The sequence below is a fragment of the Clavibacter michiganensis genome (genome assembly GCF_016907085.1).
GTDB classification, from domain to species: Bacteria; Actinomycetota; Actinomycetes; order Actinomycetales; family Microbacteriaceae; genus Clavibacter; species Clavibacter michiganensis_O.
The window spans coordinates 3,016,354-3,034,373 of record NZ_JAFBBJ010000001.1 but is presented as its reverse complement, the minus strand read 5'-3'; the positions used below and the strand labels follow the sequence as shown (position 1 = coordinate 3,034,373).

Sequence of the window (18,020 nt, the reverse complement as noted above, 5' to 3'; positions counted from 1 at the left end):
GGTCGCTGCTCTTCCCCTGAAGGGTCAGATTGGCCACTCCGGTCGTTCCGATAACGATTCTGTGGTCCTTCGCGGTTGTCGACGCGTTCCAGGAAATTCGATTAGTGACGGGCGCGGTGATAATGCCGCCCTTGAGCTTCGTGGTGACACCTGCCCCCACTTGACGCGATGACCCGCAGTAGCCGCCCGCGACCGACATGGCGCACGTCCGAACGCTGGCGTTCACCTGCGTGCACGAAATTCTGGGGTTCGCGACGGCCTGCGTACCGAAATCTCCGGTGGGTACTGACACGCGCGTCAGGTTGCTCGTCAGATCCCTAGGTCCAGTGAGGGATCCGTCTGCATTGACGTAAACCGGCTGGCGCTGCTCATAGTATTCCGTCGGCTCCGACGATGCGGTCTCACCAGATGCGGCGTAGCCCGCCGCTGGGGCTAACACCAGGAAGAGCGCCACAACTCCAGAGGCGACCATGCCGTTGAACAGGCTTCGATAAGAAATACTAGATATTCTCGTTTCTTCGGGCCACTACGGGTGGCACGATCATATTATGTTGAGATTCCGAGCCGAAGGTCATACTCTCCAGTACGATGAGTTTCCACCTGGAGTTGCGTGGAGGGATGCGCGCGACCATGAGTTGGCCGGAACCGTGGCGGATCTCACGCATTCCACGGATTTGCATGCAGTACTTCCGTGCTTCTTGCTAGGGTGATTGTAGTTCGAGTAAGTAATGGCGGAGGGAGAGAATCCCGTACCATATTGCCACGTTCCGCCTCCGACATTTTTTGTAACGGCGTTCGCTGCGCCGGCGCCGCCGAGCAGGAGGGCGGCGAGCAGGCAGAGCCCAGAGGTAATTCTGAGTGCACGCTTCATCTGATCCAATCCGATTGGTGAGGATTCGTTCGATGTGCAAAGGACTAAGGATTGAGGTGCTCCGAAGATTCAGACGATGTTGACGTCGTTTTCCGCATGGCTTGATGGGCAGGTGTCATGGATCGCTGTTACTACGGTTCCCCGGAGTGGCAACGCTCTGTAGAGAAGGCAGCTACCCACGCATCGTTTCCGTCACCGAGCAAAGCCAAAGCGGTCGAGCACTTCGTCGCGCAGCAGCAGCCGTGGTCCTGGAGAGCGAGCCAGACCAAGGCGCTGCACTGCTACTCGCCTCCGCTCAGGCGATGGGCGGGCGCGCTGAGCGCCGATACGGGCAGCTCGAGGCGATCTAACGCCGCACGTACTCTCCTGGCCTACGCCTATCGCCATACGACGACCGCAAACTTTTTCCGAACCGCCCAGGAGGCGACGAGCCTGGTAGGGATCAGCGGTGAACCATCTGTCCGCGATGGTCCACCGCTGTCGGTCATACCCGCCAGTACGCGGTGTTCCCCCCCGCAGTGGCCTTCACGCGCGCGTACGACCACCTGCCCGACGGTACGGTATCGGATCGGACGCACGCATCGCGACTGCATGCGGTGCTTCCGTGCGACTTCTTCGTGTGGAAGTAGTTCGAGTAGGCGACGCCCGTGTTGAGGTAGTCGACGTCGTAGGTCCACGTCCCTCCTCCCGCCTGCACCGTCGTGGCATTCGCCGCACCCGCGCCTCCCAGGAGGAGGGCAACGGCCAATCCCGTTCCCACCGCAAGCCGGAAACCATTCTTTCTTTTCATCATATTCCTTTCTTCATGGAAGTTGCAGCTCGTGCCCGACGGCTTTCGACGATGTTCGAAGAGATCGGCAGCCTCGAATCACGTGAGTACGAGGTCGGCATCCGCATTTGCCGAGAGCCGCACGTCGTGGGTGGCTGCGATCACCGTTCCCCCGGCTTTGCAATGCTCGGCGACGAAGTCGGACACACGTGCAGCGTTTTCGTCATCGAGCGATGCGGTCGGTTCATCGAGGAGCAGGAGCTGGGGTCTCTGCAGCACGAGCCTCACCAAGGCGATGCGCTGCTGCTCGCCGCCACTCAGGCGGTGAGCCGGCGAGGCGAGGGCCGAGAGGGGGAGCTCGAAGCGATCGAACGCGTCGCGGACATCCCTGTCGTCGGCATTCGCCCTCGCCCCAATGACCTCGAGATTCTGTCGAACCGTCCACGAAGCGACGATCCCGGCATTCTGAAACGCGAACCCCACCGCCGATCGACGGAACGCCCTCCGCTCTTCGCCTCTGATCCTCCCCGGCTCCACGCCGTTGACGCGTAGCGCCCCCGCGCTCGGCGAAGCGAGGCTCCCTAGGCACTGGAGCAACGTCGTCTTCCCTGAGCCGCTTTCCCCCCTGAGCGCGAGGAACTGACCGTCCTCGACGGTGAAGCTCAGCCCACCCCAGACCCGTCTCCCGGGGTAGTCGAATGCGAGCCCGTCCGCCACCACCCCCCCGGCCCATTTCCGCGTCGTTCTCATGACCCACTCCTTTCGTGTGCGTGCAGTGCGAATCGACCGGCCATGTCCCTCATGAGTTCTCCAAAGCAGCACGGGTCAGGTTCCTCGACTGGAACACGACGGCGAACGTCGCCGAGATCGCACAGATGAACGCGCCGACCGCGCCGATCCCCAGCGAGGCGAGCGGTGCCGCGCCGTAGACGAGTGCCATTAGAGCGGCAGGTAGGCCGCAGAGCGCGGCGACACCGGCGAGAAATGAGCCGTGCATCCGCACGAAGGAGGCGCCCGTGATGCTCCGAAGGAAGAGGGCCGCCGAGAGCCGATTGTGACGGATCGATGCCAGGAGCGCAGCGGCCAAGGTCACCGCGATCACGAGCATGAAGATCCCCGCAAATGCCGTGCGTTCCGCAGCGAGCCGCTGTGATGCCGCGGCCTCGGAGAGGTCGGCGATGGTGTTCGTGCCGACGACGAGGTCGTCGAGACCCCGTGACTCGACGTCGCGCTCGAACGCCTCGCGGTCAGTGAAGGTCGCGGAGTTGCCGAGCAGCTCGGGGGACAGCGCCACCGTTCCCGCACCCGAGACGATCACGACCGGATCCACGTCGTAGGTGGGCACCCCCAGTGGCGTGACCTCGTCAACGACCAGGTGGGGGACAAGGCCGAGGTCGACGCCGTCGATGACCTTCAGGTCCACCGCCTGCGGTGCCGCGTTCGGGGACAGGGAGGCCTGGAAGTCGAGGGCCTCCTTGGCGCCGCCGATCAGCGCATCGCGCTCTCCCGCCCGTGAGGTCGGCACCAATAGAGCGAACGACTCCGGTGACGCCGTCGAGTTCGCGACGGCGTCGTAGACCTTGGAGGGGACGCCATCGAGCATCGAAAGGAACGTCCGGTCGACGAGGAGCGATCCCCCGCCGGGCACGTTGCCGCCGGTCGATGTCGGCGTCGGCGCCGACGTCGCGGGGCTGGTCCACCCGTCCAGAAAACCGGGGACGGCGAGGAGGGAGCCGCCCGATTCCTCGGATTGCCGATACACGTTCCCGAGCTCCCCAAGCAACGCGTCGCCGCGTTCGCTCTGGAGCGCCCAGCCCATCAGGGGAATGAACATCTCCGGATGTGATGAGCGGAAAGCGTCTGCTCGTGCGTTGCCATCGGCCACCTGCTTCTGATCGAGTGCGGTCGACGCGCTGACTCCGACTCCGAACCCGGCGACGATGATGACCCCGAACGAGAGGACGGCGAGGAGCCGGAAGGGCCTCGCACCCTTGAGCGTGGCGCCCAGCGTCTGGAAGAGGCAAGTGCAGGCAACCGATGCGGCGCCCGCGAGGCCGGCAGCGAGGGTGAGTCCCGCGAAGGCCGTGCCGACGACGAGGATCGTGCCAGCTCTCCACCCATCAGCACCGAGGTAGGCGGTGGCGAGCAACGCCGCGCATGGCAGCGCGGCGGCGACCGCGGTGGGAAGGAGCACGCGAGCAGATTCCGCGGTCAGCACTCGGAGCCACGATCTGCCGACCGAGCGACGGAGCCCGGACACGAGTAGTCGGCTGCTCACCAAATTCGCGATCGCCAGGGTAAATGCACCCAGCAAGGCGAGCATCGCGGGCCCCCAGCCGGTGCGCAGAAGGAAGAACGGAAGGCGGGCGATCGAGCCTTCTGCCGCACTCGGCGTCGCTTCCACCCCGGAGGCGGCGAGCGAGGATGCGACGCGCCCGGCGGAACCGCGCTCGCCTTGCACGAAGGTGACGCCGACGAATCGGTCTGCAGGTGCGTCAAGGCCGGATGCGAGGTGCTGACGCGGCGCACCGGGGAACGACGGGAAGGAGCCCTTCTTCAGGTCGCCGAGGAGGGCGTCCGGGGTACCGATGAATACCGCGTAGTCCGAGGACCCCACTTCCCCGGAGACGGAGGGGCGGCTGGAATAAAGGTTGACGCGCGCGGACTCTGCGGCGTTCGCAAACGCCTCGCGGAGATCCGAGGCACTCACTGCCGGTGGGAGCTCAGATATGGCGATGGTCTCCGACAGGTCCTCCGGTCCGTAGCGTTCCTCCTCCAGGATGAACGCCGTCAGGGTCGCCGTGGCAACCAGGGCCAGAGCCGCGACACATCCCCATACCGCACTCAAAGCTCCCCGTAGCCTGCTCATCGTGTCCCTTTCACATGCCCAGCGGTAGGCCACATACGATCAGTGACCTACCGCTGGAGCGATTGTCCTTTGAATGCCCCGGTCGTCAGACCCGCCAGTAAGCGGTGTTCCCGCCCGCTGACGCCTGCACGGATGCCCTCGACCACTTGCCGCCAGGCACCGTGTCGGATCGGACGCACTTTGAGGAGCTGCACGCTGTGCTCCCGTGCGCCTTGGACGAGTGGAGATAGTTGGAGTACGAGTAATTCCCGACGACACGTTCTACGCCGTAATTCCACGTACCGCCGCCCACGTATTCGGTGGTGGCGTTCGCGGCGCCTGCTCCTCCGAGGAGTAGTGCTGCGACCAAGCCGACTCCACTAGCGATGCTGAGTGTTCGCTTCATTGTGATCCAATCTGCGTAGTAATTACCTTACACGGGAACACGTCTTTCCCGCGGTTAAAAAGACGGTAGCACGCGGAGGAATTCCGAATGGGTTACAGTTGAGTAACGGAGCGCCTGCCAGGTGGTGGTGTATGCTCCGGGCTAGTCATAGCGTGCCCCAATCCGGGGGCTTTTCACCCTGGGTTTATCAATCATATTATGCCCCAATTCGGGGGCAGTAAGCCTGGCGGTATCGGTCCTATTCGGCTTGCGTCACGTCGTTATGCGGGTAGCAGTCGCTACGCCTCATCGTCCTTCGGCGTCATCATGCCCGCCTCGTGGTCGCTCCGCAGGATGACGTCGGCGCACCTTGAGCACGGCTATCGGCGCATCCAGACCAACGTTTGGCCTGCGCTCGGGTCGTAATGCGCCTTGGCGCGGAGATCGACGACCCGTTGACGTGGCCGTCGTGAACGTAGAAGGCGGTGGTTCCATAGAACAACGGGCCACCGGTGTCGCCGTCGGCGGTGATGGGGCTACAGACACACGAAAGGGACCTCGGAGCAATTATTCAAGGTCCCGTTCCCGATCATTGCTTTTGTAGAACCACCGCTCGAATGGACCCTGCGTCACTACAGAGAGCAGGTAGCATAAATTCGATCGGACCCCTGTCCCTGAAGACTCATGGTCGCACTACCAGTGGTGCCAATAACGATCCGGTAGTCCTTGGTAGTAGACGAGGCGTTCCACGATATGCGCTTATTAAGAGGCGTGACAATGATTCCACCCTTGAGCTTGGTGGAGACTCCTGCTCCTACCTGCCGAGACGACCCACAGTAGCCGCCTGCCACTGTCATGGTGCACTGCCGAATCTGAGGATTATTGTTGTTGCACCTAATGACGGGACTCGGCGCAGCCTGCGTAACAGCGCCTGCCGAGGCCGACGCGGCCGCCGCCGCCGCCGACACCCGCTTGTAATTACTCTTGAGGTCGGTAGCCCCGCTGAGTGTCCCGTCTGCGTTGACATAGACGGGGGCGGTCTGCTCGTAGTACTCGGTCGATGACGACGGCGCCCCCTCCGCCGGTGTTGCGTAGCTCGCTGCGGGCGCAGATACTAAGCCGAACGCAATAACACCGGCGGCCACAGTGCCGCTGAATAGGTTACGATAACGCATAGAAATTCACCCAGATGCAATTAAGCCACGTGTGTGGCGCTGACGATTACACCGCAATGCGATCTAGTCGGTTACTTGGGCCACTTGTTCGATTGGCGGCCGTTGGGCATGGAAAACTTGTTGCCGTCCCACATCAGCATTCCAGCCCCGATAGGGAAGAACAGCAGCGCGGGCAGCCACTGGAATACAACAAGTACTATTAAGCTTGCCATGAGCACGACAATTGCGGAAATTCTTGTCGCTCTTGCCATTACCAGTTCCCCCAACTAATTTCAAGTACCGACGAAGAAGTCACCTGGGCACACAAATCCGACACCACAGACAGCGCGGCGACCATCGTACCAAATGACGTAGCCGGGATCTCGCGATCTAAGGCATTCACCTTGCGTTGCTTCGCATGAGTAAATCAGACTTTTGACAAAAAAGTCCACCCTCGACATATGACCACCACACTGGTAGGTTCTCGCCCGGCAGGGACGCGGTCGCGTCCGCGTCCGCGACGGATATCAGGCCGGGGAGCAGCCTCACGAGCGGCTCCCGGCCGGGGGCCCGTCCCCGATGCTGCCGCGATGTGGTCGGCGATGTGCCACCTGTTGCGGGTCGCGAATATGGCGAGCGCTGCGTCGCGCCCGGGTCCGGGTCCGAAGCAGTATCACGTCTTTGCGCACACGTGGCCTCACGACGACGAGCAGGCAGGGCACCCACCGGGCGACGGCGGAGTAACGAGCCCCGATGCGCGCAACGCCATGGCCGCGCTGGAAGTCGTGCCAGAAGCCTCGGCGCTTCCACCACGTGATCCGCCGAGCGGCAAGGAATCCTGGACACCCTCGTTCTCCAGAGGCGCGATGAGAGAGTCGGCATCACGGGGGCAGGAATCAGCAGCAGGAGCTGAGCCTGTGGTCGATCGTCGGACGATCGGCATCGTCGATCGTGCCCGTGCCCGTGCCCAGCACGTACGCCAACCGGTTGACGTGCGTGCAGTCATATCCGGCGGCCGATGGGAGCGACGTCTCTGGCCCCTTCAGACTTCGCGTCCTTTTTCGGCCCATCGACGGCCTGGAGATCGGTCACGTCGATCGCGAGCCGCTCGCCCCGCTCTCCGGCGCACAACCTGCCACGCATAGCCGAGGGGCACGAGGCGGTCGATCTGCACGGAAAAGCGCTCGTGGCCTTCCCCGGGTGAAGTCGATCCTGCGGCCCGTGTAGGCGTCGGCCCGGTGCCCCAGGGCCACAGTGCAGCCGGGATCCGCCTTCGCGTCGGTGATCACGGCCGACCGCCTCAGCCCAGCAGCGGCCGCTGCGCCCTCTTCTGCTCCACGTACTCCGCGTGCGCCGCCTGCGTCGACGGCATCTCGGAGACGCCGGGGACGGGCACGTCCCACCAGCCCTCGCCGTCCGGGCCGTAGACGAGCGGGTCGGACTCGACGTGGATCACGGTGGTGCGGTCGGACGCCTTCGCGCGCCGCACGGCGTCGCCGAGGTCGCGGGTGGCGTCGGGGCCGGGCGCGACCTCGATCACATCCACGCCGTAGCTGCGCGCGTTCGCCGCGAGGTCGACGGGCAGCGGCTCGCGCCCCTCGAAGTTCCGCGTCGCCGGGTCGAGCTGGCGGTACCGGGTGCCGAAGCGCTCGGTGCCGACCGTCTCGGAGCAGCCAGGCAAAGTACGACTTCACACTGCGCGTGGCCTCACCGCTACTGAGAGCAGGTGGCGTACATACGGTCGCTGCTCTTCCCCTGAAGGGTCAGATTGGCCACTCCGGTCGTTCCGATAACGATTCTGTGGTCCTTCGCGGTTGTCGACGCGTTCCAGGAAATTCGATTAGTGACGGGCGCGGTGATAATGCCGCCCTTGAGCTTCGTGGTGACACCTGCCCCCACTTGACGCGATGACCCGCAGTAGCCGCCCGCGACCGACATGGCGCACGTCCGAACGCTGGCGTTCACCTGCGTGCACGAAATTCTGGGGTTCGCGACGGCCTGCGTACCGAAATCTCCGGTGGGTACTGACACGCGCGTCAGGTTGCTCGTCAGATCCCTAGGTCCAGTGAGGGATCCGTCTGCATTGACGTAAACCGGCTGGCGCTGCTCATAGTATTCCGTCGGCTCCGACGATGCGGTCTCACCAGATGCGGCGTAGCCCGCCGCTGGGGCTAACACCAGGAAGAGCGCCACAACTCCAGAGGCGACCATGCCGTTGAACAGGCTTCGATAAGAAATACTAGATATTCTCGTTTCTTCGGGCCACTACGGGTGGCACGATCATATTATGTTGAGATTCCGAGCCGAAGGTCATACTCTCCAGTACGATGAGTTTCCACCTGGAGTTGCGTGGAGGGATGCGCGCGACCATGAGTTGGCCGGAACCGTGGCGGATCTCACGCATTCCACGGATTTGCATGCAGTACTTCCGTGCTTCTTGCTAGGGTGATTGTAGTTCGAGTAAGTAATGGCGGAGGGAGAGAATCCCGTACCATATTGCCACGTTCCGCCTCCGACATTTTTTGTAACGGCGTTCGCTGCGCCGGCGCCGCCGAGCAGGAGGGCGGCGAGCAGGCAGAGCCCAGAGGTAATTCTGAGTGCACGCTTCATCTGATCCAATCCGATTGGTGAGGATTCGTTCGATGTGCAAAGGACTAAGGATTGAGGTGCTCCGAAGATTCAGACGATGTTGACGTCGTTTTCCGCATGGCTTGATGGGCAGGTGTCATGGATCGCTGTTACTACGGTTCCCCGGAGTGGCAACGCTCTGTAGAGAAGGCAGCTACCCACGCATCGTTTCCGTCACCGAGCAAAGCCAAAGCGGTCGAGCACTTCGTCGCGCAGCAGCAGCCGTGGTCCTGGAGAGCGAGCCAGACCAAGGCGCTGCACTGCTACTCGCCTCCGCTCAGGCGATGGGCGGGCGCGCTGAGCGCCGATACGGGCAGCTCGAGGCGATCTAACGCCGCACGTACTCTCCTGGCCTACGCCTATCGCCATACGACGACCGCAAACTTTTTCCGAACCGCCCAGGAGGCGACGAGCCTGGTAGGGATCAGCGGTGAACCATCTGTCCGCGATGGTCCACCGCTGTCGGTCATACCCGCCAGTACGCGGTGTTCCCCCCCGCAGTGGCCTTCACGCGCGCGTACGACCACCTGCCCGACGGTACGGTATCGGATCGGACGCACGCATCGCGACTGCATGCGGTGCTTCCGTGCGACTTCTTCGTGTGGAAGTAGTTCGAGTAGGCGACGCCCGTGTTGAGGTAGTCGACGTCGTAGGTCCACGTCCCTCCTCCCGCCTGCACCGTCGTGGCATTCGCCGCACCCGCGCCTCCCAGGAGGAGGGCAACGGCCAATCCCGTTCCCACCGCAAGCCGGAAACCATTCTTTCTTTTCATCATATTCCTTTCTTCATGGAAGTTGCAGCTCGTGCCCGACGGCTTTCGACGATGTTCGAAGAGATCGGCAGCCTCGAATCACGTGAGTACGAGGTCGGCATCCGCATTTGCCGAGAGCCGCACGTCGTGGGTGGCTGCGATCACCGTTCCCCCGGCTTTGCAATGCTCGGCGACGAAGTCGGACACACGTGCAGCGTTTTCGTCATCGAGCGATGCGGTCGGTTCATCGAGGAGCAGGAGCTGGGGTCTCTGCAGCACGAGCCTCACCAAGGCGATGCGCTGCTGCTCGCCGCCACTCAGGCGGTGAGCCGGCGAGGCGAGGGCCGAGAGGGGGAGCTCGAAGCGATCGAACGCGTCGCGGACATCCCTGTCGTCGGCATTCGCCCTCGCCCCAATGACCTCGAGATTCTGTCGAACCGTCCACGAAGCGACGATCCCGGCATTCTGAAACGCGAACCCCACCGCCGATCGACGGAACGCCCTCCGCTCTTCGCCTCTGATCCTCCCCGGCTCCACGCCGTTGACGCGTAGCGCCCCCGCGCTCGGCGAAGCGAGGCTCCCTAGGCACTGGAGCAACGTCGTCTTCCCTGAGCCGCTTTCCCCCCTGAGCGCGAGGAACTGACCGTCCTCGACGGTGAAGCTCAGCCCACCCCAGACCCGTCTCCCGGGGTAGTCGAATGCGAGCCCGTCCGCCACCACCCCCCCGGCCCATTTCCGCGTCGTTCTCATGACCCACTCCTTTCGTGTGCGTGCAGTGCGAATCGACCGGCCATGTCCCTCATGAGTTCTCCAAAGCAGCACGGGTCAGGTTCCTCGACTGGAACACGACGGCGAACGTCGCCGAGATCGCACAGATGAACGCGCCGACCGCGCCGATCCCCAGCGAGGCGAGCGGTGCCGCGCCGTAGACGAGTGCCATTAGAGCGGCAGGTAGGCCGCAGAGCGCGGCGACACCGGCGAGAAATGAGCCGTGCATCCGCACGAAGGAGGCGCCCGTGATGCTCCGAAGGAAGAGGGCCGCCGAGAGCCGATTGTGACGGATCGATGCCAGGAGCGCAGCGGCCAAGGTCACCGCGATCACGAGCATGAAGATCCCCGCAAATGCCGTGCGTTCCGCAGCGAGCCGCTGTGATGCCGCGGCCTCGGAGAGGTCGGCGATGGTGTTCGTGCCGACGACGAGGTCGTCGAGACCCCGTGACTCGACGTCGCGCTCGAACGCCTCGCGGTCAGTGAAGGTCGCGGAGTTGCCGAGCAGCTCGGGGGACAGCGCCACCGTTCCCGCACCCGAGACGATCACGACCGGATCCACGTCGTAGGTGGGCACCCCCAGTGGCGTGACCTCGTCAACGACCAGGTGGGGGACAAGGCCGAGGTCGACGCCGTCGATGACCTTCAGGTCCACCGCCTGCGGTGCCGCGTTCGGGGACAGGGAGGCCTGGAAGTCGAGGGCCTCCTTGGCGCCGCCGATCAGCGCATCGCGCTCTCCCGCCCGTGAGGTCGGCACCAATAGAGCGAACGACTCCGGTGACGCCGTCGAGTTCGCGACGGCGTCGTAGACCTTGGAGGGGACGCCATCGAGCATCGAAAGGAACGTCCGGTCGACGAGGAGCGATCCCCCGCCGGGCACGTTGCCGCCGGTCGATGTCGGCGTCGGCGCCGACGTCGCGGGGCTGGTCCACCCGTCCAGAAAACCGGGGACGGCGAGGAGGGAGCCGCCCGATTCCTCGGATTGCCGATACACGTTCCCGAGCTCCCCAAGCAACGCGTCGCCGCGTTCGCTCTGGAGCGCCCAGCCCATCAGGGGAATGAACATCTCCGGATGTGATGAGCGGAAAGCGTCTGCTCGTGCGTTGCCATCGGCCACCTGCTTCTGATCGAGTGCGGTCGACGCGCTGACTCCGACTCCGAACCCGGCGACGATGATGACCCCGAACGAGAGGACGGCGAGGAGCCGGAAGGGCCTCGCACCCTTGAGCGTGGCGCCCAGCGTCTGGAAGAGGCAAGTGCAGGCAACCGATGCGGCGCCCGCGAGGCCGGCAGCGAGGGTGAGTCCCGCGAAGGCCGTGCCGACGACGAGGATCGTGCCAGCTCTCCACCCATCAGCACCGAGGTAGGCGGTGGCGAGCAACGCCGCGCATGGCAGCGCGGCGGCGACCGCGGTGGGAAGGAGCACGCGAGCAGATTCCGCGGTCAGCACTCGGAGCCACGATCTGCCGACCGAGCGACGGAGCCCGGACACGAGTAGTCGGCTGCTCACCAAATTCGCGATCGCCAGGGTAAATGCACCCAGCAAGGCGAGCATCGCGGGCCCCCAGCCGGTGCGCAGAAGGAAGAACGGAAGGCGGGCGATCGAGCCTTCTGCCGCACTCGGCGTCGCTTCCACCCCGGAGGCGGCGAGCGAGGATGCGACGCGCCCGGCGGAACCGCGCTCGCCTTGCACGAAGGTGACGCCGACGAATCGGTCTGCAGGTGCGTCAAGGCCGGATGCGAGGTGCTGACGCGGCGCACCGGGGAACGACGGGAAGGAGCCCTTCTTCAGGTCGCCGAGGAGGGCGTCCGGGGTACCGATGAATACCGCGTAGTCCGAGGACCCCACTTCCCCGGAGACGGAGGGGCGGCTGGAATAAAGGTTGACGCGCGCGGACTCTGCGGCGTTCGCAAACGCCTCGCGGAGATCCGAGGCACTCACTGCCGGTGGGAGCTCAGATATGGCGATGGTCTCCGACAGGTCCTCCGGTCCGTAGCGTTCCTCCTCCAGGATGAACGCCGTCAGGGTCGCCGTGGCAACCAGGGCCAGAGCCGCGACACATCCCCATACCGCACTCAAAGCTCCCCGTAGCCTGCTCATCGTGTCCCTTTCACATGCCCAGCGGTAGGCCACATACGATCAGTGACCTACCGCTGGAGCGATTGTCCTTTGAATGCCCCGGTCGTCAGACCCGCCAGTAAGCGGTGTTCCCGCCCGCTGACGCCTGCACGGATGCCCTCGACCACTTGCCGCCAGGCACCGTGTCGGATCGGACGCACTTTGAGGAGCTGCACGCTGTGCTCCCGTGCGCCTTGGACGAGTGGAGATAGTTGGAGTACGAGTAATTCCCGACGACACGTTCTACGCCGTAATTCCACGTACCGCCGCCCACGTATTCGGTGGTGGCGTTCGCGGCGCCTGCTCCTCCGAGGAGTAGTGCTGCGACCAAGCCGACTCCACTAGCGATGCTGAGTGTTCGCTTCATTGTGATCCAATCTGCGTAGTAATTACCTTACACGGGAACACGTCTTTCCCGCGGTTAAAAAGACGGTAGCACGCGGAGGAATTCCGAATGGGTTACAGTTGAGTAACGGAGCGCCTGCCAGGTGGTGGTGTATGCTCCGGGCTAGTCATAGCGTGCCCCAATCCGGGGGCTTTTCACCCTGGGTTTATCAATCATATTATGCCCCAATTCGGGGGCAGTAAGCCTGGCGGTATCGGTCCTATTCGGCTTGCGTCACGTCGTTATGCGGGTAGCAGTCGCTACGCCTCATCGTCCTTCGGCGTCATCATGCCCGCCTCGTGGTCGCTCCGCAGGATGACGTCGGCGCACCTTGAGCACGGCTATCGGCGCATCCAGACCAACGTTTGGCCTGCGCTCGGGTCGTAATGCGCCTTGGCGCGGAGATCGACGACCCGTTGACGTGGCCGTCGTGAACGTAGAAGGCGGTGGTTCCATAGAACAACGGGCCACCGGTGTCGCCGTCGGCGGTGATGGGGCTACAGACACACGAAAGGGACCTCGGAGCAATTATTCAAGGTCCCGTTCCCGATCATTGCTTTTGTAGAACCACCGCTCGAATGGACCCTGCGTCACTACAGAGAGCAGGTAGCATAAATTCGATCGGACCCCTGTCCCTGAAGACTCATGGTCGCACTACCAGTGGTGCCAATAACGATCCGGTAGTCCTTGGTAGTAGACGAGGCGTTCCACGATATGCGCTTATTAAGAGGCGTGACAATGATTCCACCCTTGAGCTTGGTGGAGACTCCTGCTCCTACCTGCCGAGACGACCCACAGTAGCCGCCTGCCACTGTCATGGTGCACTGCCGAATCTGAGGATTATTGTTGTTGCACCTAATGACGGGACTCGGCGCAGCCTGCGTAACAGCGCCTGCCGAGGCCGACGCGGCCGCCGCCGCCGCCGACACCCGCTTGTAATTACTCTTGAGGTCGGTAGCCCCGCTGAGTGTCCCGTCTGCGTTGACATAGACGGGGGCGGTCTGCTCGTAGTACTCGGTCGATGACGACGGCGCCCCCTCCGCCGGTGTTGCGTAGCTCGCTGCGGGCGCAGATACTAAGCCGAACGCAATAACACCGGCGGCCACAGTGCCGCTGAATAGGTTACGATAACGCATAGAAATTCACCCAGATGCAATTAAGCCACGTGTGTGGCGCTGACGATTACACCGCAATGCGATCTAGTCGGTTACTTGGGCCACTTGTTCGATTGGCGGCCGTTGGGCATGGAAAACTTGTTGCCGTCCCACATCAGCATTCCAGCCCCGATAGGGAAGAACAGCAGCGCGGGCAGCCACTGGAATACAACAAGTACTATTAAGCTTGCCATGAGCACGACAATTGCGGAAATTCTTGTCGCTCTTGCCATTACCAGTTCCCCCAACTAATTTCAAGTACCGACGAAGAAGTCACCTGGGCACACAAATCCGACACCACAGACAGCGCGGCGACCATCGTACCAAATGACGTAGCCGGGATCTCGCGATCTAAGGCATTCACCTTGCGTTGCTTCGCATGAGTAAATCAGACTTTTGACAAAAAAGTCCACCCTCGACATATGACCACCACACTGGTAGGTTCTCGCCCGGCAGGGACGCGGTCGCGTCCGCGTCCGCGACGGATATCAGGCCGGGGAGCAGCCTCACGAGCGGCTCCCGGCCGGGGGCCCGTCCCCGATGCTGCCGCGATGTGGTCGGCGATGTGCCACCTGTTGCGGGTCGCGAATATGGCGAGCGCTGCGTCGCGCCCGGGTCCGGGTCCGAAGCAGTATCACGTCTTTGCGCACACGTGGCCTCACGACGACGAGCAGGCAGGGCACCCACCGGGCGACGGCGGAGTAACGAGCCCCGATGCGCGCAACGCCATGGCCGCGCTGGAAGTCGTGCCAGAAGCCTCGGCGCTTCCACCACGTGATCCGCCGAGCGGCAAGGAATCCTGGACACCCTCGTTCTCCAGAGGCGCGATGAGAGAGTCGGCATCACGGGGGCAGGAATCAGCAGCAGGAGCTGAGCCTGTGGTCGATCGTCGGACGATCGGCATCGTCGATCGTGCCCGTGCCCGTGCCCAGCACGTACGCCAACCGGTTGACGTGCGTGCAGTCATATCCGGCGGCCGATGGGAGCGACGTCTCTGGCCCCTTCAGACTTCGCGTCCTTTTTCGGCCCATCGACGGCCTGGAGATCGGTCACGTCGATCGCGAGCCGCTCGCCCCGCTCTCCGGCGCACAACCTGCCACGCATAGCCGAGGGGCACGAGGCGGTCGATCTGCACGGAAAAGCGCTCGTGGCCTTCCCCGGGTGAAGTCGATCCTGCGGCCCGTGTAGGCGTCGGCCCGGTGCCCCAGGGCCACAGTGCAGCCGGGATCCGCCTTCGCGTCGGTGATCACGGCCGACCGCCTCAGCCCAGCAGCGGCCGCTGCGCCCTCTTCTGCTCCACGTACTCCGCGTGCGCCGCCTGCGTCGACGGCATCTCGGAGACGCCGGGGACGGGCACGTCCCACCAGCCCTCGCCGTCCGGGCCGTAGACGAGCGGGTCGGACTCGACGTGGATCACGGTGGTGCGGTCGGACGCCTTCGCGCGCCGCACGGCGTCGCCGAGGTCGCGGGTGGCGTCGGGGCCGGGCGCGACCTCGATCACATCCACGCCGTAGCTGCGCGCGTTCGCCGCGAGGTCGACGGGCAGCGGCTCGCGCCCCTCGAAGTTCCGCGTCGCCGGGTCGAGCTGGCGGTACCGGGTGCCGAAGCGCTCGGTGCCGACCGTCTCGGACAGGTGGCCGATGGACGCGTAGCCGTGGTTCTGGATCACGACGACGATGATCTTGATCCCCTCGGCCACCGCCGTCACGAGCTCGGTGTGCAGCATGAGGTAGGAGCCGTCGCCGACCATGACGATCACGTCGCGGTCGTCGCCGTACGCCTCCGCGCCGCGCTTCATGCCGAGGCCGCCGGGGATCTCGTAGCCCATGCACGAGAACGCGTACTCCACGTGGTAGCCGAGCGCGTCGCGCACGCGCCAGAGCTTGTGGAGGTCGCCGGGCAGGGATCCGGCCGCCTGCACGACGACGTCGCGCGGGTCGCTCGCGGCCTGGACGGCGCCGATGATCTCGGGCTGGCCGGGCAGCGCGCCGCCCGTGGGCGCGAGCGCGCGGTCGACGGCGGCGTCCCACTCGCGCTTCTCGCGGGCGATGCGGTCGGCGTACGCGACGTCGACGCGCGTGCCGGCGAGCGCTTCGATCAGCGCCTCCAGCGTCTCCCGCGCGTCGGCGACCACGGGCAGCTGCGTGCCGTGCTTGTAGGCGTCGAAGGCGGCGACGTTGACGTTCACGAAGGTCACGTCCGGGCGCTGGAAGGCGGTGCGGCTCGCGGTGGTGAAGTCGGAGTAGCGCGTGCCGATGCCGATCACGACGTCGGCCTCGGCGGCCAGCCGGTTCGCGGCGGTGGATCCCGTGGCGCCGACGCCCCCGACGTACTGCGGGTGGTCCCAGGGCAGGGATCCGCCGCCGGCCTGCGTGGTGCCGACCGGGATGCCGGTGGCCTCGGCGAAGCGCAGCAGCGCCTCCTCCGCCGCGGAGTAGATGACGCCGCCGCCCGCGACGATGAGCGGCGTGCGCGCGCCGCGGATTGCCTCGACGGCGCGGGCGAGCGGCCCGCGCTCCGGCAGCGGCCGGCGCAGGTGCCACTCGCGCGGCGCGAGGAACGCGAGCGGCACGTCGAGCGCCTCCGCCTGCACGTCCTCCGGCAGCGCGATGGTGACGGCGCCCGTCTCCGCGGGGTCGGTGAGCACGCGCATGGCCGCGAGCGCGATCGAGTAGAGCTGCTCCGGCCGCTGCACGCGGTCGAAGAAGCGCGAGAGCGGGCGGAACGCGTCGTTCACGCTGATGCCGGTGTCGTGCGGGTGCTCGAGCTGCTGCAGCACCGGATCCGCCACCCGGGTCGCGAAGGTGTCGCTCGGCAGGAGCAGCGCCGGCAGCCGGTTGGCCGTGGCGAGGGCCGCGCCCGTGAGCATGTTCGCGGCGCCCGGCCCGACCGACGCGGCGCTCGCGTAGGTGGCGAGGCGGCGGTGCATGCGCGCGAAGCCGACGGACTGGTGCACCATCGCCTGCTCGTTGCGGGCCTGGTGGTACGGCATGAGGTCGGGATCCTGCGCGTTGGCCTGCATGAGCGCCTGGCCGATCCCGGCGACGTTGCCGTGGCCGAAGATCCCGAAGACGCCGGGGATGGTGCGCTCGCGGTGGTCGCCGTCGACCGTCCACTGGTTCGCGAGGAACGCGACGAGGGCCTGACTGACGGTCATGCGGGCGGTGGGCTCGGTCATCGGGCGGGTGCTTCCTGCTCGGGTGCGGATGCCGCGGCGCCGGCGTCCGCGTCGGGGGCGAACGGCAGGCGCGGGTCGATCTCCTGCCCGGCCCACGTGCCGCGGATCCAGGCGTGCGCCGGGTGGTCGCTGATGAGCCATGCGCGGTCGGCGCCCGGGCCCGCCATGACGTTGAGGTAGTAGAGGTCGTAGCCGGGCGCCGCGACCGCGGGCCCGTGGTAGCCGTACGGCACGAGCGCGACGTCGCCCGTGCGCACGACGGCGTCGATCGCGATCTCGCCCGCGGGCGACGACGAGGTGTGGAACAGGCCGAACGGATCCGCGTCGGCGGGCGCCTCGAGGCCCTTCCCGACGGCGGTCTCGAAGTAGTAGATCTCCTCCAGCTCCGACTCCTCCCCCGACTTCTCCTCGTCGTGCTTGTGCGCGGGGTAGCTCGACCAGTTCTCGGCCGGCGTCAGCACCTCGCAGACGATGAGGCGCTCGGCGTCGAGGGATCCGGGGGTGCCGGGCGTGCCGAAGTTGTGCACCTGGCGGCTCGACCGGCCGGCGCCGCGGAGCTCGACGGGCACGTCCTCGCGGGCGATCCGGCGGCTCGGCACGTGCCGGGTGGCGGGCGACTCGGCGACGGCCACGCGGCCGGATCCGGTGAGCACCGCGCTCGACGTGCACGACAGGTAGAGCACGTCCGTCGGACCGGCGAAGACCGACGCGCGGCCCGCGAGGTCGGTCACGCGCTCGTCGCCGTCTCCGTCGCGGTGCCGCACGGCGAAGGATCCCGCGAGCGGCACGACCATGCGCTCGACGCCCCCGACGGGCAGCTCGAGCGCGTCGCCTGCGCCGATCACCGCGACGCGGAGGCCCGTGTGCTGCCAGCCGGGCAGGGATCCGTCGACCACGCTCTCCCAGCCGTCCCGGCCGAGGGTCCCGCGGGAGTGCAGCCACTCGTTCGTCGTCATGCGCGTCTCCGTCGTCGTCGTCGTCGGTGCCCGCCCGGCCGGGCGGTGGGGGTG

At 65.3% G+C, this 18,020-nt stretch carries 12 protein-coding genes and 1 pseudogene; all 13 read right to left on the bottom strand.

All coding sequences use genetic code 11. From position 1 onward, the window contains the following. Positions 1–571 precede the first annotated feature (571 nt). Entirely contained in the window at positions 572–871 is a 300-nt protein-coding gene (locus tag JOE38_RS16150; RefSeq protein WP_204576891.1) for a lactococcin 972 family bacteriocin, read from the bottom strand. A gap of 484 nt (positions 872–1,355) precedes the next feature. Further along, positions 1,356–1,661 carry a lactococcin 972 family bacteriocin gene (locus JOE38_RS16145; protein ID WP_204576890.1) on the bottom strand — a complete coding sequence of 102 codons (306 nt, stop codon included), beginning with the start codon at positions 1,659–1,661 and terminating at the stop codon, positions 1,356–1,358. A 78-nt stretch (positions 1,662–1,739) separates the two neighbouring features. Beyond that, on the bottom strand, positions 1,740–2,390 hold the full coding sequence (locus JOE38_RS14400) for an ABC transporter ATP-binding protein (protein WP_204576889.1): 651 nt from the start codon (positions 2,388–2,390) through the stop codon (positions 1,740–1,742). Positions 2,391–2,439: 49 nt separating this feature from the next. Further along, a complete protein-coding gene (locus JOE38_RS14395; protein WP_204576888.1) occupies positions 2,440–4,509 on the bottom strand; it encodes a hypothetical protein in 2,070 nt (689 codons plus the stop codon). Positions 4,510–4,594: 85 nt separating this feature from the next. Next, complete coding sequence (locus tag JOE38_RS16140) at positions 4,595–4,894, bottom strand: lactococcin 972 family bacteriocin (RefSeq protein ID WP_204576887.1); 300 nt, start codon at positions 4,892–4,894, stop codon at positions 4,595–4,597. A 2,433-nt stretch (positions 4,895–7,327) separates the two neighbouring features. After that, positions 7,328–7,696 (bottom strand): annotated as a pseudogene (locus JOE38_RS14385) (3D-(3,5/4)-trihydroxycyclohexane-1,2-dione acylhydrolase (decyclizing)); the annotation flags it as partial. 641 nt (positions 7,697–8,337) lie between these two features. Next, the gene (locus tag JOE38_RS16135) at positions 8,338–8,637 is read right to left on the bottom strand and encodes a lactococcin 972 family bacteriocin (RefSeq protein WP_204576891.1); all 300 of its coding nucleotides are present in this window, start codon (positions 8,635–8,637) and stop codon (positions 8,338–8,340) included. Between the two features lie 484 nt (positions 8,638–9,121). Next, positions 9,122–9,427: a lactococcin 972 family bacteriocin gene (locus tag JOE38_RS16130; RefSeq protein WP_204576890.1), complete on the bottom strand. Its 306-nt coding sequence runs from the start codon at positions 9,425–9,427 to the stop codon at positions 9,122–9,124. A 78-nt stretch (positions 9,428–9,505) separates the two neighbouring features. Next, positions 9,506–10,156 (bottom strand): ABC transporter ATP-binding protein, encoded by a 651-nt coding sequence (locus tag JOE38_RS14370; RefSeq protein WP_204576889.1) that lies wholly within the window; start codon positions 10,154–10,156, stop codon positions 9,506–9,508. 49 nt (positions 10,157–10,205) lie between these two features. Beyond that, positions 10,206–12,275, bottom strand: coding sequence for a hypothetical protein (locus JOE38_RS14365; RefSeq protein ID WP_204576888.1), 2,070 nt, complete (start codon positions 12,273–12,275; stop codon positions 10,206–10,208). Between the two features lie 85 nt (positions 12,276–12,360). Further along, on the bottom strand, positions 12,361–12,660 hold the full coding sequence (locus JOE38_RS16125; RefSeq protein WP_204576887.1) for a lactococcin 972 family bacteriocin: 300 nt from the start codon (positions 12,658–12,660) through the stop codon (positions 12,361–12,363). 2,433 nt (positions 12,661–15,093) lie between these two features. Continuing rightward, a complete protein-coding gene (gene iolD, locus JOE38_RS14355; protein WP_204576886.1) occupies positions 15,094–17,010 on the bottom strand; it encodes a 3D-(3,5/4)-trihydroxycyclohexane-1,2-dione acylhydrolase (decyclizing) in 1,917 nt (638 codons plus the stop codon). Beyond that, positions 17,007–17,966: a 5-deoxy-glucuronate isomerase gene (iolB, locus tag JOE38_RS14350; protein ID WP_204576885.1), complete on the bottom strand. Its 960-nt coding sequence runs from the start codon at positions 17,964–17,966 to the stop codon at positions 17,007–17,009. Before iolB ends, iolD begins: the two co-directional genes overlap by 4 nt. Positions 17,967–18,020 lie beyond the last annotated feature (54 nt).

Coding starts and splice junctions, on each gene's coding strand:
- JOE38_RS16150 (WP_204576891.1), bottom strand. CDS start 871: ATGAAGCGTGCACTCAGAATTACCTCTGGGCTCTGCCTGCTCGCCGCC.
- JOE38_RS16145 (WP_204576890.1), bottom strand. CDS start 1,661: ATGAAAAGAAAGAATGGTTTCCGGCTTGCGGTGGGAACGGGATTGGCC.
- JOE38_RS14400 (WP_204576889.1), bottom strand. CDS start 2,390: ATGAGAACGACGCGGAAATGGGCCGGGGGGGTGGTGGCGGACGGGCTC.
- JOE38_RS14395 (WP_204576888.1), bottom strand. CDS start 4,509: ATGAGCAGGCTACGGGGAGCTTTGAGTGCGGTATGGGGATGTGTCGCG.
- JOE38_RS16140 (WP_204576887.1), bottom strand. CDS start 4,894: ATGAAGCGAACACTCAGCATCGCTAGTGGAGTCGGCTTGGTCGCAGCA.
- JOE38_RS16135 (WP_204576891.1), bottom strand. CDS start 8,637: ATGAAGCGTGCACTCAGAATTACCTCTGGGCTCTGCCTGCTCGCCGCC.
- JOE38_RS16130 (WP_204576890.1), bottom strand. CDS start 9,427: ATGAAAAGAAAGAATGGTTTCCGGCTTGCGGTGGGAACGGGATTGGCC.
- JOE38_RS14370 (WP_204576889.1), bottom strand. CDS start 10,156: ATGAGAACGACGCGGAAATGGGCCGGGGGGGTGGTGGCGGACGGGCTC.
- JOE38_RS14365 (WP_204576888.1), bottom strand. CDS start 12,275: ATGAGCAGGCTACGGGGAGCTTTGAGTGCGGTATGGGGATGTGTCGCG.
- JOE38_RS16125 (WP_204576887.1), bottom strand. CDS start 12,660: ATGAAGCGAACACTCAGCATCGCTAGTGGAGTCGGCTTGGTCGCAGCA.
- iolD (WP_204576886.1), bottom strand. CDS start 17,010: ATGACCGAGCCCACCGCCCGCATGACCGTCAGTCAGGCCCTCGTCGCG.
- iolB (WP_204576885.1), bottom strand. CDS start 17,966: ATGACGACGAACGAGTGGCTGCACTCCCGCGGGACCCTCGGCCGGGAC.